27 protein-coding genes are annotated in these 23,353 nt (G+C 43.3%); 11 read left to right on the top strand and 16 right to left on the bottom strand.

Annotation, left to right across the window (positions count from 1 at the left end):
- The 5 genes from plsX to FTV88_RS09210 form a co-directional block, all read right to left on the bottom strand.
- Entirely contained in the window at positions 1 to 1,017 is a 1,017-nt protein-coding gene (plsX, locus tag FTV88_RS09230) for a phosphate acyltransferase PlsX (protein WP_153725366.1), read from the bottom strand.
- Between the two features lie 13 nt (positions 1,018 to 1,030).
- Positions 1,031 to 1,597, bottom strand: coding sequence for a transcription factor FapR (gene fapR, locus FTV88_RS09225; RefSeq protein WP_243137076.1), 567 nt, complete (start codon positions 1,595 to 1,597; stop codon positions 1,031 to 1,033).
- Between the two features lie 208 nt (positions 1,598 to 1,805).
- Complete coding sequence (rpmF, locus tag FTV88_RS09220) at positions 1,806 to 1,985, bottom strand: 50S ribosomal protein L32 (protein ID WP_153725364.1); 180 nt, start codon at positions 1,983 to 1,985, stop codon at positions 1,806 to 1,808.
- A 22-nt stretch (positions 1,986 to 2,007) separates the two neighbouring features.
- The gene (locus FTV88_RS09215) at positions 2,008 to 2,553 is read right to left on the bottom strand and encodes a YceD family protein (protein WP_153725363.1); all 546 of its coding nucleotides are present in this window, start codon (positions 2,551 to 2,553) and stop codon (positions 2,008 to 2,010) included.
- Between the two features lie 82 nt (positions 2,554 to 2,635).
- Positions 2,636 to 3,832: an acetate/propionate family kinase gene (locus FTV88_RS09210; RefSeq protein ID WP_153725362.1), complete on the bottom strand. Its 1,197-nt coding sequence runs from the start codon at positions 3,830 to 3,832 to the stop codon at positions 2,636 to 2,638.
- 120 nt (positions 3,833 to 3,952) lie between these two features.
- Between FTV88_RS09210 and ylbJ the strand changes: the two genes are divergently transcribed.
- A complete protein-coding gene (ylbJ, locus tag FTV88_RS09205; RefSeq protein ID WP_153725361.1) occupies positions 3,953 to 5,125 on the top strand; it encodes a sporulation integral membrane protein YlbJ in 1,173 nt (390 codons plus the stop codon).
- A gap of 33 nt (positions 5,126 to 5,158) precedes the next feature.
- Here ylbJ and FTV88_RS09200 read toward each other — a convergent pair whose 3' ends face one another.
- Genes FTV88_RS09200 through rsmD form a run of 3 tightly spaced genes read right to left on the bottom strand, consistent with a single transcriptional unit; the run spans position 5,159 to position 6,816 of the window.
- A complete protein-coding gene (locus FTV88_RS09200; protein ID WP_153725360.1) occupies positions 5,159 to 5,686 on the bottom strand; it encodes an ATP synthase subunit B family protein in 528 nt (175 codons plus the stop codon).
- Between the two features lie 57 nt (positions 5,687 to 5,743).
- Positions 5,744 to 6,217 carry a pantetheine-phosphate adenylyltransferase gene (gene coaD / locus FTV88_RS09195; RefSeq protein ID WP_153725359.1) on the bottom strand — a complete coding sequence of 158 codons (474 nt, stop codon included), beginning with the start codon at positions 6,215 to 6,217 and terminating at the stop codon, positions 5,744 to 5,746.
- Positions 6,218 to 6,261: 44 nt separating this feature from the next.
- Positions 6,262 to 6,816, bottom strand: a complete 555-nt coding sequence (gene rsmD / locus FTV88_RS09190; RefSeq protein ID WP_162007977.1) for a 16S rRNA (guanine(966)-N(2))-methyltransferase RsmD — start codon at positions 6,814 to 6,816, stop codon at positions 6,262 to 6,264.
- A gap of 138 nt (positions 6,817 to 6,954) precedes the next feature.
- Here rsmD and gpr point away from each other — a divergent pair, with 138 nt between their 5' ends.
- Positions 6,955 to 7,944, top strand: a complete 990-nt coding sequence (gene gpr / locus FTV88_RS09185; protein ID WP_153725357.1) for a GPR endopeptidase — start codon at positions 6,955 to 6,957, stop codon at positions 7,942 to 7,944.
- On the opposite strand, the gene recG is transcribed toward gpr, so the two are convergent.
- The 4 genes from recG to FTV88_RS09165 are packed head-to-tail and all read right to left on the bottom strand — an operon-like array spanning position 7,945 to position 12,576.
- Complete coding sequence (gene recG / locus FTV88_RS09180; protein WP_153725356.1) at positions 7,945 to 10,344, bottom strand: ATP-dependent DNA helicase RecG; 2,400 nt, start codon at positions 10,342 to 10,344, stop codon at positions 7,945 to 7,947.
- A 5-nt stretch (positions 10,345 to 10,349) separates the two neighbouring features.
- Entirely contained in the window at positions 10,350 to 11,987 is a 1,638-nt protein-coding gene (locus FTV88_RS09175; protein WP_153725355.1) for a DAK2 domain-containing protein, read from the bottom strand.
- A complete protein-coding gene (locus FTV88_RS09170) occupies positions 11,956 to 12,318 on the bottom strand; it encodes an Asp23/Gls24 family envelope stress response protein (protein WP_153725354.1) in 363 nt (120 codons plus the stop codon). The genes FTV88_RS09175 and FTV88_RS09170 overlap by 32 nt, the downstream gene beginning before the upstream one ends.
- 51 nt (positions 12,319 to 12,369) lie before the next feature.
- On the bottom strand, positions 12,370 to 12,576 hold the full coding sequence (locus tag FTV88_RS09165; RefSeq protein WP_153725353.1) for a DUF1858 domain-containing protein: 207 nt from the start codon (positions 12,574 to 12,576) through the stop codon (positions 12,370 to 12,372).
- A gap of 159 nt (positions 12,577 to 12,735) precedes the next feature.
- Between FTV88_RS09165 and rpmB the strand changes: the two genes are divergently transcribed.
- Together rpmB and FTV88_RS09155 are read left to right on the top strand one after the other, a co-directional pair.
- Complete coding sequence (rpmB, locus tag FTV88_RS09160) at positions 12,736 to 12,927, top strand: 50S ribosomal protein L28 (RefSeq protein ID WP_151617926.1); 192 nt, start codon at positions 12,736 to 12,738, stop codon at positions 12,925 to 12,927.
- Between the two features lie 351 nt (positions 12,928 to 13,278).
- Positions 13,279 to 13,545 carry a YuzF family protein gene (locus FTV88_RS09155; RefSeq protein ID WP_207707846.1) on the top strand — a complete coding sequence of 89 codons (267 nt, stop codon included), beginning with the start codon at positions 13,279 to 13,281 and terminating at the stop codon, positions 13,543 to 13,545.
- A 131-nt stretch (positions 13,546 to 13,676) separates the two neighbouring features.
- On the opposite strand, the gene FTV88_RS09150 is transcribed toward FTV88_RS09155, so the two are convergent.
- Both FTV88_RS09150 and FTV88_RS09145 read right to left on the bottom strand, forming a co-directional pair.
- On the bottom strand, positions 13,677 to 14,156 hold the full coding sequence (locus FTV88_RS09150) for a CarD family transcriptional regulator (protein ID WP_153725352.1): 480 nt from the start codon (positions 14,154 to 14,156) through the stop codon (positions 13,677 to 13,679).
- Positions 14,157 to 14,409: 253 nt separating this feature from the next.
- Positions 14,410 to 14,583 (bottom strand): hypothetical protein, encoded by a 174-nt coding sequence (locus FTV88_RS09145; RefSeq protein WP_153725351.1) that lies wholly within the window; start codon positions 14,581 to 14,583, stop codon positions 14,410 to 14,412.
- Between the two features lie 215 nt (positions 14,584 to 14,798).
- Between FTV88_RS09145 and rbr the strand changes: the two genes are divergently transcribed.
- From rbr to FTV88_RS09125, 4 genes are all read left to right on the top strand, one after another.
- Positions 14,799 to 15,389 (top strand): rubrerythrin, encoded by a 591-nt coding sequence (gene rbr / locus FTV88_RS09140; protein ID WP_153725350.1) that lies wholly within the window; start codon positions 14,799 to 14,801, stop codon positions 15,387 to 15,389.
- 226 nt (positions 15,390 to 15,615) lie between these two features.
- The gene (locus tag FTV88_RS09135) at positions 15,616 to 16,008 is read left to right on the top strand and encodes a hypothetical protein (protein WP_153725349.1); all 393 of its coding nucleotides are present in this window, start codon (positions 15,616 to 15,618) and stop codon (positions 16,006 to 16,008) included.
- On the top strand, positions 16,009 to 16,617 hold the full coding sequence (locus FTV88_RS09130; protein WP_153725348.1) for a gluconate 2-dehydrogenase subunit 3 family protein: 609 nt from the start codon (positions 16,009 to 16,011) through the stop codon (positions 16,615 to 16,617).
- A 9-nt stretch (positions 16,618 to 16,626) separates the two neighbouring features.
- Positions 16,627 to 18,261, top strand: a complete 1,635-nt coding sequence (locus FTV88_RS09125; protein WP_207707845.1) for a GMC family oxidoreductase — start codon at positions 16,627 to 16,629, stop codon at positions 18,259 to 18,261.
- 179 nt (positions 18,262 to 18,440) lie between these two features.
- Here FTV88_RS09125 and FTV88_RS09120 read toward each other — a convergent pair whose 3' ends face one another.
- A complete protein-coding gene (locus FTV88_RS09120; RefSeq protein ID WP_153725347.1) occupies positions 18,441 to 19,163 on the bottom strand; it encodes a Crp/Fnr family transcriptional regulator in 723 nt (240 codons plus the stop codon).
- A 103-nt stretch (positions 19,164 to 19,266) separates the two neighbouring features.
- On the opposite strand from FTV88_RS09120, the gene FTV88_RS09115 reads away from it, so the two are divergent.
- Both FTV88_RS09115 and FTV88_RS09110 read left to right on the top strand, forming a co-directional pair.
- The gene (locus tag FTV88_RS09115; RefSeq protein WP_153725346.1) at positions 19,267 to 20,007 is read left to right on the top strand and encodes an ATP-binding protein; all 741 of its coding nucleotides are present in this window, start codon (positions 19,267 to 19,269) and stop codon (positions 20,005 to 20,007) included.
- A gap of 359 nt (positions 20,008 to 20,366) precedes the next feature.
- Positions 20,367 to 21,596 (top strand): methyl-accepting chemotaxis protein, encoded by a 1,230-nt coding sequence (locus FTV88_RS09110; protein ID WP_153725345.1) that lies wholly within the window; start codon positions 20,367 to 20,369, stop codon positions 21,594 to 21,596.
- Between the two features lie 371 nt (positions 21,597 to 21,967).
- Here the strand turns inward: FTV88_RS09110 and FTV88_RS09105 are convergent, their stop codons facing one another.
- Positions 21,968 to 22,444, bottom strand: coding sequence for a DUF192 domain-containing protein (locus FTV88_RS09105; protein ID WP_153725344.1), 477 nt, complete (start codon positions 22,442 to 22,444; stop codon positions 21,968 to 21,970).
- Positions 22,445 to 22,652: 208 nt separating this feature from the next.
- Here FTV88_RS09105 and FTV88_RS09100 point away from each other — a divergent pair, with 208 nt between their 5' ends.
- Positions 22,653 to 23,288: a flavodoxin family protein gene (locus tag FTV88_RS09100; protein ID WP_153725343.1), complete on the top strand. Its 636-nt coding sequence runs from the start codon at positions 22,653 to 22,655 to the stop codon at positions 23,286 to 23,288.
- The last annotated feature ends 65 nt before the right edge of the window (positions 23,289 to 23,353 follow it).

Genomic DNA, 23,353 nt, shown 5'->3' with positions numbered 1-23,353 from the left:
TCAGTCATCATTCCGGACACTACCCTTTCCTGGAATATTTTGCTGGATAGCACTGATGATCTTTTGATCCACACTTTGACGTGCTACCTGTAATGCATTCTTAATGGCCTTGGCCTTCGATGATCCATGGCAAATAATTGAAACGCCATTGACACCAAGCAAAGGTGCTCCACCGTATTCGGCATAATCCAATCGTTTGGCCATGCCTCGAAGGGCCGGTGTAGCCATAAAAGCGCCCACTTGGGCCAATCGGCTGTTTTTCAATTCTTCTTTGACCATGCTGTAGAGAGCACTGACCAAGCCTTCTCCAAACTTTAAGACGATGTTCCCAACAAATCCATCACAGACGATAACATCGACAGAGGATCCAAAAATATCGCGACCTTCCACATTGCCAATGAAATTGATTGGATTTTCTTGAAGCAATGCATAGGCACCAAGAGCAACTTCGTTTCCTTTCGTCGCTTCTTCACCGATATTTAATAAGCCGACGCGAGGCTTCTTGATCCCCATGACACGCTCCATGTAAATACTACCCATCAATGCAAACTGAAGCAAATTCTTTGGCTTTGCTTCTGAATTGGCTCCTACATCAAGCAACAATTTACCACCATGCGGTGTTGGTATAATTGTTGCAATGGCCGGTCTATCAATACCTGTAATACGACCCAATCCAAGAAGAGAAGAGGCCATTTGGGCTCCTGTGGAACCGGCTGAAACAACTGCATCAGCTTCTCCTTCTTTGACCAGTCGGGTGGCTACCACAATAGAGGCATCTTTTTTTCTTCGTAAAGCTGTAGCAGGAGATTCGTCCATGGCAATGACTTCTGAGGCAGCAACGATGACTACACGTTCTCGAACCTTTGAAGAAGCAGCTTGATTCACCAAAGGTTCAAGTAGATCTCTTTTTCCTACCAACAGAACGGTCATATCCACTTCTGCGACCGCCTGAATAGCACCTTTGACGATCTCATCGGGTGCATGATCGCCACCCATGGCGTCCAAGGCAATGCGCAAGTAGGTCTCCTCCTTATGAGCGGGATGTCTCTTCACGGGCAACGACATAAAATCGGCCGGAGAGAACAACTTCTTCTTCCACTTTGCTAACAACTCGAATCATGTGTCGTGCACCAACGACCTTTAGGATAAAAGCCTCTGCACGAACGACTTCACCAAGCCTAACAGGACGTCGATAGCGAACTCGAGCAATGCCTGTTAGTGCAACGGGCGCATCTACAATAGCAACAGCCAACGAATTGACCTGGGCAAAAAGATGATGCCCCCTGGCTATCGATGTTTTACGTAATACGAGATTGCTCGTAATTTCTAAGCGAGAAGTACCGTGATGGCCGAGCACAAGCTCCGTTATTTCCCCAATGATTTCTGTATCACTGAGCGAGCGAGCTTCTTGCAATCTTTCAGCGGCCACTCTTCGTGTACGTTCACGCAAATCTGGAATACCAATTTCTAATCGGTCTAGACGTATGGTTTGGATGCTTACGCCAAGTTTCCGAGCTAACTCTCCATCTGTTTGTAGTGGATTCTCTTCTAAAATTTTCTCGAGTCTACCATGACGTACTTCTTTACTTTTACGCACCCTATCTTCACACCTCCACTCTATTGAGCGCATGAAGATATTTCATTAGTAGCTGCTAACAATTCTAAGTATATCGTCGACGTTGCTAAAAGGCAAGAAAAAAAGAGATTCTATAGCAATCTTTTCCTATACATTCCTTTTTTCCCAAAAAGAAAAAGGCCTATACAGGCCTTTCTCTGATTTTCCGATAAAATGACTAAAAAAACTCTTATTCTGCCTTTTTCTCTGCTCTTTCGCGGTAAAAACCACAACTTGGGCAGACATGGTGAGGCATTTTAGGTTCCGAACATTGAGGACAAGCGCCAAACTTAACAAGCTTTAGCTTCTCAATAACGGCACGACGATTCCGATTCCGTGACTTCGATCTCTTATGCTGAGGTACACCCATCTCCTACACCTCCTTTTTGCTGTTACGATGGTTCTTTCTGTTTGAGTAAAGCCAGGAGGGGAGCCAGGCGAGGATCACCTTGTTCAACCTGACAAGCACAAGACTGTTCATTTTGATAAGATCCACAAAGTGGACATAATCCCTGACAATCTTCCTGACAGAGAACCTTCATAGGTAGAGCTAACAAAAGAGCGTCGGCGACCAAGTCATGAAGGTCCAACTCACCTTCACTATTTACAAGGTAGGTCGGTATCTCTGACTCATCCTCAACGTCATCTTCCATATTTCTTTGCTCTAAAAGTTGGGAAGAAAAAATTCCGTCCAATGGTACTTCTAAAGGCAGATCAACTTTTTGCAAGCAACGATGACAAGCTGCCTGTATAAGAGCCTTCAGCTGGCCTTGAAAACGATATCCTTCTTCCACACGCTGGACTGTTCCTTCTACTTCGAGAGGCCCTAGTACGCGAAAGTCTTTTCCTAAATCAAGGGCTTCTAAACCTTGACCAGACCATTGCTGAGGCTGCCAAGTCTCTCGAGCTTTAAGCAGTGTTACACGTCCGACTTTCACATGCTCACCTCTTTAATAAAGGACCAGCAATTATTATACAAAGGGATTTTGTCTTTTGTCAATGATTCCATATGATTGTAGCCTAGGAACTTTTCACAATGCGGTAAGTATCCCGCCCGATCATCAGCTCTTCATTGGTCGGAATAACAAATAATTTGCATCTGCTATTTTCTTTGGATATTTCTACTTGCCCTCGTTGATTGTTTTTATCATCTTCGATTTCTGCACCTAAATAGCTAAGATTTTTTGAGACAGCTTGGCGCATCGTAGGAGAATTTTCTCCCAGGCCCGCTGTAAATACAATGGCATCAACACCATTCATAGCAGCCGCATAAGCGCCAATATATTTAGTAACACGATAGGCAAATATGTCTAAAGCCAATTGACAACGGTGGTTTCCATTGTTGGCTTCCGTTTCCAGATCGCGAAAATCGCTGGAATAACCTGATATACCAAGGACGCCGCATTTTTTATTGAGGAATTGATTCATTTCTTCTGTATTCATTCCTTCTTTTTCCATGAGAAAAAGCAAGCTTGCTGGGTCCATATCACCAATGCGCGTGCCCATCACCAACCCTTCTAAAGGCGTGAAGCCCATGGAAGTGTCCACTGATTTTCCTTGCGCTACAGCAGCGATAGACGCTCCGTTGCCAAGATGGCAAGTAATAATTTTCAGATCAACGATATCTTTTTGCAACAATTGAGCTGCTTTTTCCGCTACATATTTGTGAGACGTGCCGTGGAAGCCATATCTTCGCAAGGCGTATTTCTTTGATATTTCATAAGGCAAGGCATAGTAATAAGCCTTCTCCGGTATAGATTGATGGAAGGCTGTATCAAAGACAGCAACTTGAGGCGTTTTCGGGAGCATTCTGGCACAAGCCTCTATCCCCATCAAGGCCGGTGAATTGTGCAATGGTGCCAGTTCAATTAGCTTTCTTATCCCTTCAGTCACTTCATCATTAATTAATATGGAGTCGGCAAATTGTTCACCGCCATGAGCGACTCGATGCCCTATGGCTTCAATCGCTTCCATTGACTTGACAACGCCCGATTGAGGGTCTGTTAGAGCAGCAACAGTCATTTGAATTGCTTTGTTATGATCAGGAATATCTTCTTTGGTGACAATGGGTTCTTGTCCAAGCGGTTGATGCGTAAGCGAAGAACCTCCAATACCAATTCGTTCTACCAGTCCTTTGGCCAGTAGTTTTTCTTCTTTCATATTGAAGACCTGATACTTTAGTGACGAGCTACCGGAGTTAATGACTAAAACGATCATGATAATTGGACCTCCTGTGTGAAGTAAAGGTGCTCTCCCAGTAATATACCCTAAATTTTGTGATTGATCGCACTTGCAGATTATTTTGTATATTTAGGATCAAGAAAGGGAGGTCTGCCGATGAAAAAAGCGCTTCCTTTGCTTTTTCTACTTTTTCTTTTTTTCCTAGCACCACTTATGGTCTACTATCCCCAGGAATCTCTGATTGCGGCCAGAGATGGTTTGCATTTATGGTTTACTGTTGCCTTGCCGGCACTATTTCCATTCCTAGTTGTAGCTGAGTTAATCATGAATCTTCGTCTGGCTTCCTTAGTAGGTCTCTTCCTTGAGCCTCTTATGAGACCTCTTTTTCGATTGCCTGGTCCTGCCGGTGTTGTGGTTGCCGTCGGATTTACCACGGGTTTTCCCATTGGTGCCATTATGACGACACGACTAATCGAGCAAGGACTTCTCACCCGTTCAGAAGGCGAAAGGTTGGCTCTTTTTACAAATAATGCCAGTCCACTTTTTCTTCTCGGTGTCGTCGGCACAGCTCTTTTGGGCCAACCTGAAATTGGATTGTTAATCGCCTGTTCTCATTACGGTGCGAATTTTTTACTCGGCATCTTTTATGGCTTCTCGGCTCGTAATTCGGAAATATCAAAGCCCATCATACAAGGAAGTCTCCTTTCACGGATCGGCCTTGAATGGAATCGCTTTTTATCCGATACCAAACCACCGGGAGAAGTCATTGGACAGTCTGTCATTAAAGCCATGAACAACGTTATTGCCATTGGCGGTTACTTAATCTTTTTCACTGTCGTTTTTCGACTTTTTTACGCCAGTGGCATTCTAGATTCTTTGATTAGACTATTCGAAACTATCCTGCAATGGTTCCACTTTACACCAGAACTGGCCAAGGGGCTTCTGGCAGGTCTTATGGAAATGACCATAGGGTGCCAACAAGTGGTAGCCACCGATGCCCCTCTTCTTGAAAAAGTACTTCTCTTATCTTTTATCTTGGCCTGGAGTGGCTTATCGATTCAAGCACAAGTCGCCGCCTTTTTGGTCCAAAGTGCTGTCCCTATTCACAGATATGTAAAAGCGCGGCTCTATCAAGGTTTTTTATCAGTCTTTCTTTCTTATCTTCTTTTTCAATTTTGGCCCCTTTCCCAAGCTACGCAAGAAACAGCACCTCTTCTGTCTAACAACCTCTGGCCTTACTGGCCCGGCTTGATTGGTTTGTTTTACATAGCTTTGGCCATCGTTCTATTACTTCTTGCTTACGGCAGGCGTATAGTAACCCGCTCGTAACACACAAAAAAAGGAACCTGCACACAGGTTCCTTTATCCTTCTCCTCGATCTAAATCGCGTTCACTTTCCATTTTCAATTCATCGCGACCTTTACGAACTGTTGTCGCAGCTCGAGTTAATAAGTGCTCCATTTGCTGAAGTACATCATCAGCATAATTACAAGCGCCTTGTTTTAGTTCATCGGCTTCTTGCTTTGCTTTGGCAAGGATTTCCTCAGACTGTGATTGAGCGAGCCGATAGACTTCTGTTTCACTAGATAGCTTGTTGACATAAGATTTGGTCTCTTCAATCATGCGCTGACACTCATCTTCTGCATCTTGAATCACTCTTTGTCGTTCCTTGGTTAACCATTTGGCTTGTTGAATTTCTTCTGGTAAAGCAGTCCGAATTCGATCTAAATAGTTAAGAATAAGCTGATCATCGACCAGCACTTTGCCTGTCATAGGTATACGAGATGAGGTTGCAATCATATTTTCTAATTCATCGATGATGCGGGAAACTTGTAATTTGTTCTCCCCACCTCGCCTTCTACTTCCATCCAAAGGCAGCCCCCGTTCCATGATGTTCCCCTTTCTATCGCAAAGATAGGTCTCCTCCTGAAAGTGCTTACCCCTACTTCAGTACTTCAGCCTTAACTGCTCCCACACAGCAGCAGGTACGTAAGCTTGTACGTCTCCTCCGAAAGATGCCACTTCTTTGACCATAGAACTACTCAAAAAAGCGTAATCCGTATGAGAAGCAAGAAAAAATGTATCAGCATCGCCATAAAGATTTTTGTTCATCAATGCCATCTGAAACTCATTCTCAAAATCAGAAATGGCGCGCAATCCACGCACAATGACTTGTGCTTTCTCGCGCTTAACAAAGTCAACGAGTAGTCCAGAAAAACATTGAACTTGAACATTGTCCAAATGAATAGAGGCCTTTTCAATCATTTTTACCCGCTCTTCCATGGTGAAAAGAGGGTTTTTACCGGGATTGACCACAACGGCTACGATGACTTGTTCAAAAATTGCAGCTGCTCTTGTAATAATATCCATGTGTCCATTCGTAACAGGATCAAAGCTACCCGGATAGACAGCTATTGCCAATGATATAGCCTCCTATTCCCTTATGTGCTACCACCTGAATCTTTTCACATTTCTTCCTGTTGATAATAATGAAGAACCGTATCACCGTAACGATCTTCCCTTTTTTTCTCTAATAGACCAACCTGATATGGCACCTTTTCATCACGGTGGCTTTCAAGAACGATCGTGCCATTTTCTCGAAGCAGGCCTTTAGGAAGTTGCTCTAATAAAGCCGGAAGAAGGGCTTTATGGTAGGGTGGATCTGCAAAAATGAGATCAAAAGATTCTCCTGCATCCTTTAATCTATTACAAGCGCGAAAAACATCTTCCTGTATGATTTTTCCTCGTTCTTGCAGTTTCAGCATCTGTAAATTTTTCTGAATGATCTCGTAGGCTCGCCGATCTTTTTCAATCCATAGAACTTCTTTGGCACCTCGACTTAAGGCCTCAATCCCAAGAGAGCCTGTTCCAGCAAAAAGATCGAGACACCGAGCATCGATGACGCGATGCGCCAATACATTAAATAAAGCTTCTTTTACTCTATCGGCAGTCGGTCGTGTCTCCATGCCTTTCACTGAAAAAAGTCGACGCCCGCCCATTTGACCAGCTATTACGCGCATGTCCATCCCTCCCAGGGCGACAGTAACCAAATTATAGCATATTCGCTTTGATTCAACAATTATTGAGTTCTATGAATGGGTCTACCGCAGGAGTGGAACATTGACAAGAGAGAAGTAGAGTGAACAGGGAGGTTTTTTTTGGATCGATCGCATTTATACAAGAATTTGGGTATTAACCTCGATATGGCCGTTGAAGCCCATGACATTTTACAACAAGAACGCCAAAGCAACGTCTCTGGTGTAGAAGTTTACGAGAATAAAGTCGGTCATACCGTTATAACGACTGTTAAAGTTACTTCACCAGAAGGTGAAAAAGCCATGGGAAAGCCAATGGGCCATTATGTTACCCTCGACGCACCTCACATGAAAATCAACAATCGTGACATTCACCAAGAACTTTCAGGTTTACTAGCACAAGAAATCAGCAAATTAATCCACCTTGCGCCCAATGACCCTGTCCTTATTGTCGGCTTGGGGAACTGGCACGCCACACCGGATGCATTAGGCCCGAAGGTCGTCAGTCATACAATGGTAACAAGGCATCTTCATCAGTATGCACCAGAAGAACTACAAGGTGGTCTTCGACCTGTCAGCGCCATTGCACCAGGTGTCTTGGGACTGACGGGTATAGAAACAGCGGAGATTATAAAAGGTGTCGTTGAGAAAACGAATCCTCGCTTAGTTATCGCCATTGATGCACTAGCCACAAGATCGGTCGAAAGAATGGCAACGAGTTTACAGCTTGCTGATACAGGCATCCATCCTGGTTCCGGCGTAGGCAACCGTCGTACCGGTATCACCGAAGAGACCATGGGCGTACCAGTTCTAGCCATTGGTGTTCCCACTGTTGTTCACGCCGGTGTAATTGCTCATGAAGCCATTGAGTTGCTGCTGCAGCAATTCCATACCAGCCCTTCCCTCTATCGGCTTTATAAAGGCCTAAATCCAGAATCAATGCAACAAATAATTGAAGATGTACTAGAACCTTTTGGACAAGATTTAATTATGACGCCGAAAGAAATCGATACACTGATTGAAAGCACCTCGCGAATTATTGCATCGGCTCTCTCGCAAGCTTTACATCCTTCGATTTCAGGAACGACCGAAGGCATGCAGTATTTGCAGTAGCTAAAATAAATCAAGCCCCTGGTAGGTATCTGTAATTTTTTTTCGCAAAGCACTGCTTTCTGCTCTTGATAAGTGCGGATCTTTTTCAAGATATTCTCGAGCGACTTCTCGAGCGATTTCGATTAGATCTCCATCTTTTGTCAGATCAGCCACTTTAAATGCGGGAATTCCACTTTGCCTTGTCCCAAGCATTTCACCCGGTCCGCGTAGCTTAAGATCTTCTTCCGCTAAGAAAAAGCCATCGTTGCTTTTTTCCATTGCTTTCATTCGCTGGCGGCCTTCTTCTGTCAACCGATCGGCCACAAGAATGCAGTAGGATTCATGAGAATTCCTACCTACGCGTCCTCGAATTTGATGAAGCTGTGCCAGGCCAAATCGCTCTGCATCTTCGACAATCATCACCGTAGCCTTAGGCACATCAATGCCCACTTCAATCACCGTCGTTGTAACCAGAATATGGACTTTTCCTTGGCTAAAAGCTTCCATTACGGAAGCTTTTTCCTCTTTTTTAAGTCGTCCATGTAAAATAGCAACTTTCAGATCGGGAAAGATATCTCGCGACAAAAGAGCATAGCGCTCTTCTACCGCAGCAAGATCGGTATCTTCCGATTCTTCAATGGCGGGACAGACAACATAGGCCTGATACCCGGCCTTTACTTCTCTGCGAATCAAATTGTAAATGCGGGGCCAAGTTTTGCTCGCAACATGGTAGGTCTTGATCGCTTGGCGACCCGGTGGTTTCTCATTGAGCAGTGATATATCTAAATCCCCATAAAGAGTCATGGCCAAAGTTCGTGGAATGGGGGTGGCCGTCATTACGAGGAGATCGGCACCTTTTCCTTTTTCCCACAAAGCAGCCCTTTGTCTCACGCCGAAGCGATGTTGCTCATCAATCACTGCAAGGCCTAATTTTTTGAAGCGCACATCTTTTTGGATTAAAGCGTGGGTACCAATTACAACAGGTATCGATCCATCGGCCAAGCCCCGTAAAACTTCTTCTCGTTTTCTCCGACCTGAAGAGCCTGACAGATGGGCCACTGGTATGGCCATGGGCGCAAAAAGCTTTTGCCAGGCAATCGCCTGTTGCTCTGCTAGTACTTCCGTCGGAGCCATAAAAGCAGCCTGATAGCCTGATGCCACAGCTTTGACAACAGCAGAAGCAGCCACCACCGTTTTGCCTGATCCAACATCGCCTTGCAAGAGGCGATTCATTGCTTTGGTCGATTCCATGTCAGCTGTTATTTCAGCAATGACTCTTTGCTGTGCCCCTGTAAGCGTAAAAGGCAAGAGACTCCAAAAGCGTTGAAGTTCTGCTTTTCCTTCTCCATGAGTAATGCCTTGTGCGCTTTCTTTTTTTTGTTGCTTTACATACTGCCAAGCACATTGCAAGAAAAAGACTTCATCAAAGGCAAGCCCTTTGCGACCTGCTTCTGCTTCTTCTACATTTCTTGGAAAATGGACAGCAGGCAAAGCACGTTCTAAAGGTAAAAAGGGGACTTTCTGTCTCACTTGTGTTGGTATCAAGTCTGTGCAAAGATGTCTGTAATTTTGAAATACTTGCTCATAAAGTTTCCGTAAGTAACGCTGGTGAATGCCTTCTGTCGAAGGGTAGACCGGTATGAGTCGCCCTGTATGCAGACCTGCCTCTTCTTGAAGTTCAATTTCTTGAACGTTCATTTCTGCTTTGCCATAGGCGTATTCTACTTTTCCCGATACCATAACAGCTGAGCTTGGGGGGAATTGCTTCATCATTTGTTTGCGATTAAACCAAAGCAAAGACAGAATCCCAGAGCCGTCATCTAGGCGACCTTTGATCACCGTAAGACCGCGCCGTGGCTGCCACTCTTGATAAGCTCGAATAATACCAGCTACCGTCACTTCACCAGGACCATAGATTTCAGAAATTCTGATTATATGGCTGCGATCGATATATCGAAAAGGCAGATGAAAAAGCAGATCTTGTACCGTCTCAATGCCTAGCTTTTTCAGTTGATTGGCACGCTGTGGTCCTACACCGCGCAGAAATTGAATGGCCGTACCAGGACCTTTCTGAGTCAAGCGGTCTCTTCCTTTTTTCTTTTGCTCTTTTTCTTCTTCTTGAACTTTTTGAAAGAGCTTTGCTTCTTCAATTTCCAATTGTTTTAGTAGTTCTGCCAGTTCCTCTACCATTTCTTTACGTTCAGCAATGGGCAAAGCACGATAGTTTTGCATTTTTCGTTCCCACAGAGCCAGGCGTGCCTTATAAGGCCCTGCTGATTCTGCTATGATTTGTAACATGGAGAAAAGCACTGACTGCGCATAGAAAGCAAAGCCACCAATGGCGCCACCATCGTTATAGCCGAGATAGCGCTCTGCATCGATGGCTCGTCGGAGATCGAGCCACAACCTTTGCCAACCCATGAAAACTACTCCAGTCCTATCAGATAGGGATAGAGAGGTTGTCCCGTCTCGAATTGTTCAATCTCCGCATCAGGAAAATGCTCCTCTAGCACAGCGATAACGTTCTCTATCTCTTGCTTTTCTAGGCCCTCTCCCGTATAGAGGGAGATCAATTCCCAATCATCACGTTCTTGTTGAATTGTTTGCACGATAACTTCTTCCATAACGGTGCCACTGGCAACGACTTTGTGATCGTATAAGCCTAAAAGCTGCCCTTCTTTGACCTCGATACCATGAATGGTCACATCTCGTACAGCCCTTGTTATTTCTGCATAACGAAGGGCCTCGTATCCTTGTGACATTGCTTTCATATTGTCTTCTATACTTTTTTCAGGCTCAAACTGGAAAGCAGCAGCAAGACCACTGGCAAGGTTTTTCGTCGGTACTACAAGGGCCCTATCTGCTCCAATCATCTGAACAGCTTGTCTTGCCGCTAAAATCAAGTTGGAATGATTGGGAAGCAAAATGGCAAAAGTAGTGCCTGCCTCCTCAATCGCCCTAACCCAATCTTGCGCACTCGGATTGCAAGTAGAACCGCCTGATACAATCGCACGAACGCCTTGTTTGCGTAACAATTGGGCCCATCCTTCTGAGGGCGCTGAAGCAATCATGGCCAAAGACACTTTATCTACAAGTAGAGACTCTTTTTCTCGTCTCTGATCTTTCATATTGGAAATCGAAATCTCGTGAAGCGTACCATAAAGACCGCCTTTTTCTAGGGCCAACCAGGGGCGATCTGTATGTACATGGCACTTGGCAACGGTGGCATCACCGACAACAAGTACAGAGTCCCCATACTTTTCCAGGCTATGACGTAGCACTTGAATGGGTAGCGCTTGACCACGAACGATAAACTCCGTGCAATAGGTAAAGTGGGTGGCTTCTTCGATTTTTTGATGGAATCGTTCTCTTTTCTGCCAGTCTTCTTCTACAAATTCTACGGCGCCTGCGTCTTCCCAAGTCTCGCCCTGTAAGGCTTTGTAAGAACCTTGTAAGAAAAAGAGATAGCCTTGACCACCTGCATCTACTACATTGGCTTCTTTGAGAATCGGCAACAATTCAGGCGTCCGAGCGAGCGCTTCTTGCCCTGCTTCAATAGCCTTCATGAAAACTTCGTCAAAAGAATGCCCTCTTTTTGCCGCTTTTTGGGCGGCCAGAGCAGCTGCTTTGGAAACAGTTAAGATAGTTCCTTCAACAGGCTTCATAACGGCACTATAGGCCAGCTCCACGCCTTTTACCATGCCTCCGGCCCAATCTTGTGCTGTGACAACCTTTTTCTTCTCTAGCTCCTTTGCCCAACCCCAGATCAGTTGTGAAAAGATAACGCCTGAATTGCCACGAGCACCCAGCAAAGCACCTTTTGCAGTCAGGGCAGCTACCTTGCCTACATGATCTTCATCTACGGGTAAAGAGGCTACAGCCGATTGTAAGGTCAAGGACAAGTTCGTTCCCGTATCTCCATCGGGAACGGGAAAGACATTGAGGCGATCAATGATATCTTTTTTCTGAGCAACGTAAAAAGCGCCACCTTGAAGGAGTCTGATTACATCGTTCCCACGAAGCGCTACTCTTCTATCCTTTGGGGACTTTGATGCCGTGGACATGCACGTTCACCTCACGGACCGTAACTCCAAGCTGTGTCTCTAAAGCCAATTTTGCTCTTTCCATGACCGTTCGAGCCACTTCGGGAATGCGAACACCATAGGCCATAATGACATGCAATTCAACGGTAACGGAGTAATCATCGTGACCATAAATGGCAATCCCTTTTTTGCGCCCCTTTTCACTCATTTTTAAGTTAAGACCTTCTAGCAAATCTTTTGGAGCCATCGCCACCAGGCCGTAACACTCTGAAATAGCCTGTGATAAAATGGCCATAATCACATCATCAGAAATCGATACATTTCCAGCATTGGAAGATTCAATAATTGACATAGAAGCCTCTTCCCTCCTCAGATTTAAAAAAACTATGGAAAAGGAGCCACATTAAGGCCCCTTCTCCTCTAATTGGTTTAGTTCGTTCATTAACAATGTAATATCAATGCCATGCATATGGGCACCTTTTTCAATAGATTCTAAAGCAGAACCCATACAACCTTGACAAGCCATACCATGTCGTGCCAAAATCTCTTTTGAACGAGGATAGGTTTGAAGCAACTCCAACAGGGACATTTCCTTGGTTATCTTTCCCATCTTCCCACCTCCTCTATTCCACTATCTTCTTATGGTTGATATCAATATTCGCCATTTGCCACAGAAAATCCTTTCCCACCCTATAATAGATCTTGTCAAAAAATCGCAAACCTGATAAACTGTAATAGTGAGTTTTTTGACCCGTAAGGAGGTGTAGTCATGGCACGGAAATGCGCCATTTGCGGCAAAGGGGTTCAGACTGGTATGCAAGTCAGCCACTCCCACATCAGAACAAAACGCACCTGGTCACCCAATCTTCAGCGTGTTCGCGCTGTTGTGAAGGGTACTCCAGTTCGTCTGAACGTTTGTACCCGTTGCCTCCGTTCGGGCAAGGTTCAAAGATCTGTATAAGATTTCGGTAGATACTGAACGGAAAATAAAACGAGTCCTTTGACAATTTGTTGATTGTCGAAGGGCTTTTTTATTTTTTTATTTTGGCTCGTCCATTATTATTCTTAGGTTTCGTTGCTTTATTGGTGCTACTGGATCTGTAGTGGGCTTAAGAAGATTATAGCTTAAATGTAGATGAGAATCTACGTTGATAGGATATGTTGTTTGCGATTCATAAGTGACGCAGAATGTGCCTGCCCTGTACTCGATCTTCAGCGGATAGAATCAAGCACCCATTATTGTAGGTTGTCATACTATGAGATGTAAAAAATCACGTAAAAAAATTTATTTTTCGGGAAAGGAAGGAAGCAAATGTATGATAATGGGAATGGGCCATATCCACCGATGGCACCTCAAATGGCAACAAAGAGACCTACGCAAGTTGAATTCGTAGAGCCTTATGTTTATGGAGCTTTGCGTAGCCTAACTTCAAAAAGGGTGATTGTTGAAACTCCCCGAGGGACTGTGAGCGGGAATCTTGTTGAAGTAAAGCCTGACCATGTTGTTGTTCAAGATCGTGATTCTACCTTCTTTGTTCGTATGCGTGAAATTATTTGGGTTATGCCGGTAGATAATTGAGCTTTTTAAATTTACCCAAATAGAGTGAACTATTACGTTGAAGAAGCCGTCTTCTGTCTAGTTTTTCTAACAGGAGACGGCTTCTCTGTATTTTTATACAATTTTCTTTTTTTGATCTGACCTTTTTTAGTCTAAATGTTAACAACCTTATTTAGCAATTCTGATGCTTTTTGATGAGTGATACCTTTTACTAACTGAACTTCACTCGTTAAAATTTCACGTGCCTTATCTAGCATATTTTTATCTGAAAAACCAAGTTTTTTATTATTATTTAATCGAACTAAGTCACGGATGACTTCTGCTCCTTCATAGATGTTACCACTTTTCATTTTGTTTAAATAATGTCGGTTTCTGTGAGTTCCCTTGATGGTTACATCTGTTTCTCCATCGTGAAGTGTATTGAGTACGTTATCCAAAACGGTTTGATCAACAACGGGCCGTATCCCCAACTTCTTAGCGTTATTACAAGGGAACATCACTTGCATGTTATTATGCTGGATATTTACGATATAATAAGATTGACTTTTCCCAAGAACTTCTTTTTCTTCAATAGCATGGACAACACATGCACCATACATGGGATACAAGATTTTTTCGCCGATTTGAAACATGAAGCCACCTCCTCATATTCTTATGTATATTATACCACAGAATTTTATTAAAAAAATAATTTTATCAAAACAAAGTTTAAGTGTCAATATTTCATGAGGCTTATTTATTGAAACAGTTACTTCACAGTCATAACATTGTCGGCATTCATAGAAAACCTGTGGATAAATAGCAAAAAAGCCCACCGATTAAGGTGAGCTTCCTATTGATTGAGATATTACCAGCGATTACTGCGAGGCTAATCATGCTTTTCATTTATCTGTTATCGTCGACATCTTCCTCATCACGATCGTTTTTGGCAATTTGTGCAGCTAAATCATACCAACCTTTCTGCTTATCCCACGAAATGGCTGTTTGAGCGTCTAGCGTAGCTTCTAAGGCATCGCCATCGGGCCCGGCAACGATTTGAGGCCTTTTTTGATCGGTCATTATAATCACCTCTGCGATTAAGATGCCCAAAACTGTCACAAAACCTTACCATGTAAAAAATAATCCCAGATCGGCTGGGATTATTTTCTTTTCCATTGGCTAAACTATTTACGATGATTCTATAACTCAGATCACGCAAATCATAGAGGTGATACCCTAACAAGGGGCAACAAGAGCACCCAAAAGGATTCTACAATAAATAAGGAGAGCTGCATATGAAGTTAAAAGAAAGTAAGACATATGAAAATTTAATGAAGGCCTTCGCGGGAGAGAGTCAGGCCAGGGGTCGTTATAACATTGCTTCATCGGCTGCTAAAAAAGAAGGATTTCATGTAGTCGCGGCTATATTTGATTATACAGCAGACCAAGAGAGGGCTCATGGCAAAGTATTCTATCAAAAGTTGAAAGATTTTGCCGGTGATAATATCAGCATTTCAGGCGCTTTTCCAGTTGATTTGTATGATGACACTGTTAAAGCTCTGAGGGCCGCGCAGCATAATGAGCTAGAAGAATGGGATGAAGTATATAAGAGTTTTGGTAAGATAGCAAGAGAAGAAGGTTTTGCAGAAATTGGGCATGTTTTTGAGGGCATAGCAGCGGTTGAAAAAACGCATGCCGATAGATTTGGAAGACTGGCTGATGAAATAGAGAATGGCTCCATATTCAGGAAGGAAGAGGAAATTGCCTGGATGTGTACTGTATGTGGTAATATTCATGTAGGCAAAGCAGCGCCAAAGATCTGTAATGTATGTGACCATCCACAAGGATTCTTCATGCCCTTTTCCGAATCATTTGCTCAGGAATAGGCCCCTCAGGAATGGGCCGCTCTAGATCTAGGTTTTTTAGATCGAAATGGCAGTTCAACTTATAACGAGTAGAACTGCCTTTCTTTTTTGTTCTTCTGTCGGTAGAGTAAGATAGTAAGTAAAAGAAGATGTTTAGTAGAACTTCAAGCAGTACAAGCTAACAGAGATATAGATTAGAGGAGCAAATAAAGATCTTGTTAAAGTCTATAGGGGGATAAAAAGTTGCATGGATATGCTATACGAGCTATTGCAAAACATCTTGCATCCATTTAAATGGGTGCTTTGGACTCTGGCTACTTACCTCTTTCATTATCGCCAAAATTTCTATCATTGGAGTCTCTGGGTTCCGGTGATAGGTCTAATCATACTAACTGTGACTTTGCAGATTGCAGAGTTTTACGAGGCACCCTGGGTGTTATCTACCTTGTTCTTTGTTCTTCTTTTTGTGATACTTACTCATCTCTGGGGTGCTTATCTACACTTTGTAGGTGTGGGAAAAAGAGTAGGTGGTCAAAACCTGATGAATCACATGGTTGGTCCCCCTGTGGTATTACCTTTGATCGTTGCAACGGTCGCCACTCTTGATTTGTTAAGACTTTTACAGGGAGATGGTTTGTAAATGGCTCATTATAGCCATTATCCCAATTATGATGTTCTTTCCTTAATCAATGAATGGGATGACCATACGAAAGAAATCGTACTCAAAAGGCTTGGTCCTTTTCCGGAGCCACAATTATTAGAAGAAAAAGAAGTAAAGATGCTCCGGCTCATTGCCAAGCATCTTTGTTATGACAATCGTGATGATATCATTGACTGGATTCTCTATTATGTAGATCAAAGGCTTAAGAGCAATATTGGGGAAAATCAACGGAAATCAACGACGCCTGAAGAAAAAGTTTTAATCCGAGAAGGCGTAAAAGCTATCGACAAAGCGACACAAACAAAGTATGGTAAAACTTTTATTTCAGCCGAAATCTCAGAACAATTTGAAATTCTTGCTGCCCTACAGCTAGGAAGCGCACCTTTGATTCCCGAATGGGCCACCATACCGCAGCAAGATCTTTTTGACAAGCTCTTAGATATGATGATTGGTGCCTATTATTCTCATCCTACCGTTTGGTCTGAAATTGGTTATGGCGGTCCTGCCTATCCGAGAGGATATTATCGAATTGAGCTTGGTTGGACAGACCCCTGGGAACCGAGAAGGCCAGGCGCTGCGAAAAAGTAGGAGGACTCCATGGAAAACAAAGATCCTCTACAGCATAACTGTGATCATTACGACGGTCATCGTTATAGTGATATGAAGTGTAGAAAATATGGCGACCAGGAAGTCGATGTCTGCATCGTTGGTGTTGGTGCAGCCGGTGGTGTGTTGGCTTATGAGTTAAGCAAAGCAGGACTTCAGGTCGTTGGGATTGAAGCAGGACCTTTTTGGAATCCTCAAACAGACTTTGCCAGTGATGAACTGCATAGCTATTCCTTAGCCTGGCAAGATACAAGGCTTTCTGATGGCAATGACGCACTTAAGTTTGGCCACAACAATTCAGGGCGCGGTGTTGGCGGAGGAACTGTTCATTTCACAGCTGTATTTTATCGCTTTCATGAGAATGATTTTCGTGTCAAGACAATCGATGGCGTTGCCGAAGATTGGCCCATAAGTTATTATGACTTAGAACCTTACTACCAGAAAATAGAAAATGACATCAAGGTTTCGGGACCGAAATCTCTTCCTTGGGGAACCTTTCAAGGCCCCTATCCTTACCCTGTTCGCGAGCCTCTAAGTGCCAATTCGCAGATCTTTCAAGAAGGCTGTGAGATACGAGGGATTCGCAGTAGCGTTACACCATTGGCCATTCTATCAGCACCCTTCGATGGACGGCCCCCTTGTACCAATAGAGGTTTTTGCAATGAAGGTTGTATACCTAACGCCAAATTCTCAACGCTAATCCAGCACGTCCCTAAAGCAATTCAACAAGGTGCAGAAATTCTGACCGACTCCATGGTCACTAGCATTCTTACAGACAAAAAAGGAAAAGTAACAGGTGTAGAGTTTGTCCATGATGGGCAGATTTATCGACAGTTAGCCAGGGTTGTGATTGTTTCCGCTTTTGCCATAGAAACACCGCGACTTTTACTTAATTCTGCAACGGCACAATATCCTTTCGGCCTAGCCAATCGCAGTGGCTTGGTTGGAAAAAATCTCATGGTTCACAGCGGACACGATGTTTTTGCCAAGTTTGACGAAGAAATTAGGCTTTATAAAGGCACACCTGTTATGGCTTTTACACAAGACTTTTATGCTAGCGATCCTTCGAGAGGCTTTGTAAGAGGTTACTCTCTCAATGCACACGGCAATCGACCCGTGGCTCTGGCCAAAAATTTAGCTGTCGATGGTGGCTATTGGGGCAAGGGATTGCGAGAAGTCATGTTAGACTTTAATTTTTATGGTCAAGTGTCCCTGGTAGGGGAAGTGTTACCACGAGAAGAAAATGCTGTTTCTTTGAGCAATGAAAAAGATGAGTACGGTCTACCTAGGCCTTTGATTCATTTTAGTTACAGTGAAAATGACAACAGACTGATTAAGGATGCTATACAAAAAGCCAACGAAATCTTGTCTGCGAGAGGTGGTAAACCGGCTTTTGTAATTCCAGATACGGGACATGTTATGGGTACATGTCGTATGGGTATTGATCCTGAAAACTCTGTTGTCAATGGATTTTGTCAAAGCCATGACATTCCCAATCTTTTTATTTGTGACAGCAGCGTCTTTGTCACATCCAGTGGGTCCAATCCGACAGAAACGATTATGGCTATTGCAGCCAGAACAGCAGATTATCTAGCAAATAAAATGAGACAAGGTCCTCTAGCGTAATATAAGGAACGAATAGAGGCTTCTTCTGAAGAAAATGCTATCGCTTTTGGTACATTAAGCATGCCCATGACCTAAGGCAGTTCAACTTATAACGAGTAGAACTGCCTTTCTTTTTTGTTCTCCTGAAGGAACTATATGAGTGCAGAAGTATTTTCTATCACCTTGCTTGTCAATAACACTTATTCAGCTATCTTACGTAATGCTTCAGCATTGATGATACGAACCGTCTCCAAATGAAAGTCAATCAAGCCTTCCTCGCGCATGCGAGCCATCTCCCTGGACATGGATGGTCGAGAGACATTGAGAAAGTCAGCCAACTCATTCCGTTTCATAGGCAGGCGAAATGTCATAGTACCTGCTTTTCGATGCTGTTCCAAGAAAAAAGTACTCAATTTCCCCCGCATGCTCTTAATCGTCAAGTATTCTACTTTTTTATTCAGCATCATGGCCTTTTCAGAGATGATCCTGAGCATGTTTTCGATAAGCGTCCGATGCCAAGTACAACTATTTTCACATTGACCGAGCAGCTTTCGCCGAGAAATGAACCATGCCTCGCTCTCTTCCTGCGCAATGACAGTGGCTGGCCAGGTAGAGTTCTTGGAAAATACAACCATTTCTCCAAAAAGATCTCCAGGCTGAAGTAAGGCCATCATGGATCGGTGGCCTGCTGCCGTTTCCTTAATCACCAAGGCCTCCCCTTTTATCAAGATACCAATGCTCTCGAAAGGTTCCCCCGTTAAGGCAATAGTCTCGTTCTTTTTGTAGCGAAAGCTCTTCAAGTCAAGGCAAAAGAGCATTTCATCGATAACGACCGTTTCAATCCCTTGAAAGAGAGCGCATTTGGCCAAAAAACGAGTCTTTTCTGTAAGATCCTTTTGGCCATCCTTTTTGATTTGCCCCATTTCTTCTTTGCTCCCTTTTCGGTAGCTATGGCTACCGATTTTTTTGCCTAATTTTATTATAGTGTAGATGTAATAACAAGCGATTCGAAGGAGGATAAAACAGATGATACGAAAAGTTGTCTCGATTAACGAGGAAAAATGTGTTGGATGTGGGCTCTGCACCACCGCATGCCAGGAAGGTGCCCTTAAACTTATAAATGGAAAAGCGAAACTTGTTTCAGATGCATACTGCGACGGCCTCGGTAACTGTCTCCCTGCGTGCCCTACCGATGCTATCACCTTAGAGGAGCGCAAGGCCGATCCTTTTGATGAAGTTGCCGTAAAAAAGCGCAAGGCAGAAGTAAAAAAAGCCGCCGAGGCTCCAATCCCCTGTGGCTGTCCTGGAACGCAGGCTCGAGTTTTCGAAAAATTGCCAATGAAAGCAGACAAAGTCTCTCAGCCTACGGCAAATCAGGGAGAGGCCACCAGTACTGAATCACAACTGCGACAATGGCCTTGTCAGTTAAAGCTGGTATCCCCGAGAGCTCCCTTCTTTGACAATTGCCAACTACTGATTGCCGCCGATTGCACTGCCTTTGCCTATGCTGGCATTCATCAAGACTTCATGAAAAACAAAATTACCTTGATCGGTTGCCCAAAACTAGATGCGGGCGACTATGCTGAAAAACTGACAGAAATCTTAAGCGCCCAAGAGATTCAGAGCGTAACAGTGTTGCGAATGGAAGTGCCTTGTTGTGCAGGAATTGTAAACTCCGTGAAAAAGGCCCTCAGTGATAGCGGTAAAGTTATCCCTTGGCAAATCGTTACGATCGGCACAGACGGACGCATCGTCAATAGAATGTAACTACCCAGTTCCTTGAGCGTTCTAGGTGTAGGTTTTTGAGATCGAAAGGCAGTTCAACTTATAACGAGTAGAACTGCCTTTCTTTTTTGTTCTCTTAATCTCCCATCGATTCAGCAGATTCACTTCCTTTTTCTGCTTTATTGTGTCATATGATAGCAAAACAACTTGAAAAATGCATTGCAGGGAAACATTAATGTTTTATCTTGATTATCGATAAAGTTATAATGAGATAAAATGCTATTTTTCAACTATTTTCGACAATGAGTTGTCGAAAATGTATAAAGGAGGATAGAAGCTAGTTTCACAAGCCGAATGATGTTATTACCTTGAACTGTAAAACAATAAGTGAGGAAAAAACCATGAAATCAAAACCCTCTATAGATTTACTTTTATTTTTACTTATATTGTTCACTGGCTCCCTCATTCAATTGATCGCTCACATCGTTAATTTTCCCTGGCTAGGATACACAGTGCCCTTTATATTAGCAACAATAAGTTATTTACTCGTAAATATCATTGTGCTTCGCCCAATTCGTGAATTGATTGAGCGTGCTCAAGCTGTTCGTCAAGGCGATTTGACACAAGAAGTTACAGTAAAAGCGTACGGAACAATTGGTGTTCTTGGCGAAACAATTGGTGACATGACCGAGAAGTTACGGAACTTGGTCACAAAGATTCAAGATGATTCAAAAAGTTTAACAGAAGCATCCACAAGCCTATCCAAAGCGGTTCATGTATCCGATAGCAATATTCAGGAGTTAGCTGCTACAACAGAAGAAGCCTCGGCTGGTGCTCAAGAACAAAGTGCGAATATGGAAGAACTTCAGGCGACCTTCGAAGAGATTGGTGCCTCCGTTGAAGAGATTGCCGCTTCTGCCGAACATGCAAGTGGCGCCGCAAGTAAAGCTCTTCAAGTTTCCGAAGAGGGTGATAAAGCTGTTCATCAAATGATTGAAAAGCTAATAAGTGTTAATAAGAGCACAATTGGGCTCCAAGAGGTCATTGAAAAATTAGAAATAAGCTCTGACAAAATTAGTGAAATGGTTACCACGATAACACATATTTCAGAGCAGACTAATTTACTTGCTTTGAATGCCGCTATCGAAGCAGCACGTGCAGGAGAACATGGTCGCGGTTTTGCAGTGGTGGCAGAGGAAGTAAGAAAACTGGCTGAAGAAAGTAAGGAATCAGCCAATCAGATCATTGAAATTGTCAAGACCAATGCAAAAAATGCGCAGCAAGGCGTTCAAGAAATTGAGCAGGTACGAGATGAAATCACTGAAAGCCAAAAACTGGCCGATAAAGCCAAGTTTTCACTTGCAAACATAATGGAAAGCTCCAGAGAAATTGACACGAATTCGTCCAACATTGCTTCAGCTGTTGAGCAACAAGCGACTGCTATTAACGATATGATGAACAGTGCTCAAGTGATCACAGAAGCATCACAGCAGATTGCCGAGGGCTCACAGAAAGCAAGCAGTACCTTAGAAGAGCAAGCTTCCACTGCAAACATGCTTAACGAAGTGTCCAATAAAGTGCAGACGATGTCAGAAGAACTAGAATCGCTTACAAAGCAATTTAAGATATAACACAAAGGAGGAGCCATCTTAAGACCATATCGTAGTAATAGCAGGTATCCTCAAATGTTACATCAAATTCATTTATACAGGGAGCATACATAAAGTAGATGTAATTTATTTCTATCATTTCTTTTTCACAACTCAAAATGGCATGGAAAAAAGGATGGCATTCACAGCCATCCTTTTTTGTTTAATTCATATTACGATTTATACTGCGACACTCGACACACTTATGTCCTTGGTATTACTACCCTAAATGGTATAATAAGTACATATTTGCAAAAGAACAACAAGAATGTGTGTTAGAGGATGTAGATGCTTGCTTTGAGGACGAAAGGCAGGAGGTTTTTTTATGAACAAAGCCTTAATAAAGCGATAGGTCAAGGCACTCGCAAAAGCTTATCACCTTCCTCAACCCTCTGATCACGAAACCAACCTTGGTTGACTTCTAAAGCATAACGATAGGGTTGATCTGGCCAATAGGTAGGACAAGACACATCGTAACAAGGGTCCATATCTTGAATATCTAGAAAGGTACCACTGCTATCGATAAAAGCGATTGATAAGGCTATCTTTGTGTTTTTCATCCAGAAGCCCTCTACCCTATCCTGTTGAAAAACAAAAAGCATGCCTTCGTTATAGGATAAGGAGTCCCGTCCCATAAGCCCAAGTTTTTGTTTTTCTGGTGTATCGGCTAACTCTACTTGTAAAGGGATGACTTCTCCATCCTTTGTTTCTATCTCTATGATTATCTTCTCTATTTCCTCAATCGTTTTCTTAGACTCGCTATGATTATTTAAAAAGAAAAAAGCTACAGCAATCAAGCATAGCAGCATTGGTAATCCTATCTTTTTCATAATGCTATTATACCCTGAACAAATCGATAATCGCCACAATGTACCCCATGCTTGCGCCCTTTGCGTGGCGCACGGTCACACTCTTAAAGGTAAATTCTACCTAAGCAGACTTTACCGGACCATGCAATCGTATGGATAAAAAGGGAAAACTTCAAGAATAAGCGAATATTCAAAAAGAAAGTCCTAGAAAGAAAGGAAGCTTGGAACGATGAAGGTAGTAGCTTTTAACGGCAGTCCCAGAAAAGAAGGAAACACATACCACGCCATCAAAATCGTCGCCGAAGTACTAGAGAAAAAAGGCATTGACGTTGAGATTGTCCATGTAGGCAACAAAACGCTTCAAGGTTGCCTCGCTTGTCATGGTTGCGCCAGAAATAGAGATGAAAAATGTGTAACCCCAGGTGACGAAGTAAACGAATGGATCGGGAAAATGAAAGAAGCCGACGGTATTATCTTTGGTTCACCCGTTCATTTTTCTTCTATCGGTGCAACGATGAAGGCCTTTTTGGACAGGGCTTGCTTTGTTGCCTCTGTCAATGAATCGATGCTTCGACACAAAGTCGCTGCTTCTGTCGTCGCTGTAAGACGTTCCGGTGGCGTTACGACTTTTGAACAACTGAACAATTACATCACCTATTCTGAAATGGTCATGGCCACATCGAACTATTGGAATGTTATTCACGGCATGAAGCCTGGCGAAGTATTGCAAGATGAAGAAGGCCTACAAATCCTGCGTCTTCTAGGAGAAAATATGGCCTGGTTGCTACAGTTAATTGAAAAAGGCGAAGGCGTTGTAGAAAGACCTGAAAAGGTCAAGAAGACTCTAACGAACTTTATTCGCTAAGAACGCAGGGAGAGCACAAGGGGCACAGAGGAACTCCTCTGCGTCTACCTTCTGCTCTCCCTCGT

This window comes from Heliorestis convoluta (genome assembly GCF_009649955.1).
Classification (GTDB): Bacteria; Bacillota; Desulfitobacteriia; order Heliobacteriales; family Heliobacteriaceae; genus Heliorestis; species Heliorestis convoluta.
This window is presented reverse-complemented; position numbering and strand designations above follow the sequence as displayed.

Coding starts and splice junctions, on each gene's coding strand:
- FTV88_RS09200 (WP_153725360.1), bottom strand. CDS start 5,686: ATGGAACGGGGGCTGCCTTTGGATGGAAGTAGAAGGCGAGGTGGGGAG.
- FTV88_RS09110 (WP_153725345.1), top strand. CDS start 20,367: ATGAAATCAAAACCCTCTATAGATTTACTTTTATTTTTACTTATATTG.
- rpmB (WP_151617926.1), top strand. CDS start 12,736: ATGGCACGGAAATGCGCCATTTGCGGCAAAGGGGTTCAGACTGGTATG.
- FTV88_RS09175 (WP_153725355.1), bottom strand. CDS start 11,987: ATGTCCACGGCATCAAAGTCCCCAAAGGATAGAAGAGTAGCGCTTCGT.
- FTV88_RS09170 (WP_153725354.1), bottom strand. CDS start 12,318: ATGTCAATTATTGAATCTTCCAATGCTGGAAATGTATCGATTTCTGAT.
- FTV88_RS09155 (WP_207707846.1), top strand. CDS start 13,279: ATGTATGATAATGGGAATGGGCCATATCCACCGATGGCACCTCAAATG.
- FTV88_RS09130 (WP_153725348.1), top strand. CDS start 16,009: ATGGCTCATTATAGCCATTATCCCAATTATGATGTTCTTTCCTTAATC.
- FTV88_RS09165 (WP_153725353.1), bottom strand. CDS start 12,576: ATGGGAAAGATAACCAAGGAAATGTCCCTGTTGGAGTTGCTTCAAACC.
- recG (WP_153725356.1), bottom strand. CDS start 10,344: ATGGGTTGGCAAAGGTTGTGGCTCGATCTCCGACGAGCCATCGATGCA.
- rbr (WP_153725350.1), top strand. CDS start 14,799: ATGAAGTTAAAAGAAAGTAAGACATATGAAAATTTAATGAAGGCCTTC.
- FTV88_RS09125 (WP_207707845.1), top strand. CDS start 16,627: ATGGAAAACAAAGATCCTCTACAGCATAACTGTGATCATTACGACGGT.
- FTV88_RS09120 (WP_153725347.1), bottom strand. CDS start 19,163: ATGGGGCAAATCAAAAAGGATGGCCAAAAGGATCTTACAGAAAAGACT.
- FTV88_RS09100 (WP_153725343.1), top strand. CDS start 22,653: ATGAAGGTAGTAGCTTTTAACGGCAGTCCCAGAAAAGAAGGAAACACA.
- ylbJ (WP_153725361.1), top strand. CDS start 3,953: ATGAAAAAAGCGCTTCCTTTGCTTTTTCTACTTTTTCTTTTTTTCCTA.
- FTV88_RS09145 (WP_153725351.1), bottom strand. CDS start 14,583: ATGACCGATCAAAAAAGGCCTCAAATCGTTGCCGGGCCCGATGGCGAT.
- FTV88_RS09210 (WP_153725362.1), bottom strand. CDS start 3,832: ATGATCGTTTTAGTCATTAACTCCGGTAGCTCGTCACTAAAGTATCAG.
- FTV88_RS09115 (WP_153725346.1), top strand. CDS start 19,267: ATGATACGAAAAGTTGTCTCGATTAACGAGGAAAAATGTGTTGGATGT.
- FTV88_RS09135 (WP_153725349.1), top strand. CDS start 15,616: ATGGATATGCTATACGAGCTATTGCAAAACATCTTGCATCCATTTAAA.
- rpmF (WP_153725364.1), bottom strand. CDS start 1,985: ATGGGTGTACCTCAGCATAAGAGATCGAAGTCACGGAATCGGAATCGT.
- FTV88_RS09150 (WP_153725352.1), bottom strand. CDS start 14,156: ATGTTTCAAATCGGCGAAAAAATCTTGTATCCCATGTATGGTGCATGT.
- FTV88_RS09105 (WP_153725344.1), bottom strand. CDS start 22,444: ATGAAAAAGATAGGATTACCAATGCTGCTATGCTTGATTGCTGTAGCT.
- rsmD (WP_162007977.1), bottom strand. CDS start 6,816: ATGCGCGTAATAGCTGGTCAAATGGGCGGGCGTCGACTTTTTTCAGTG.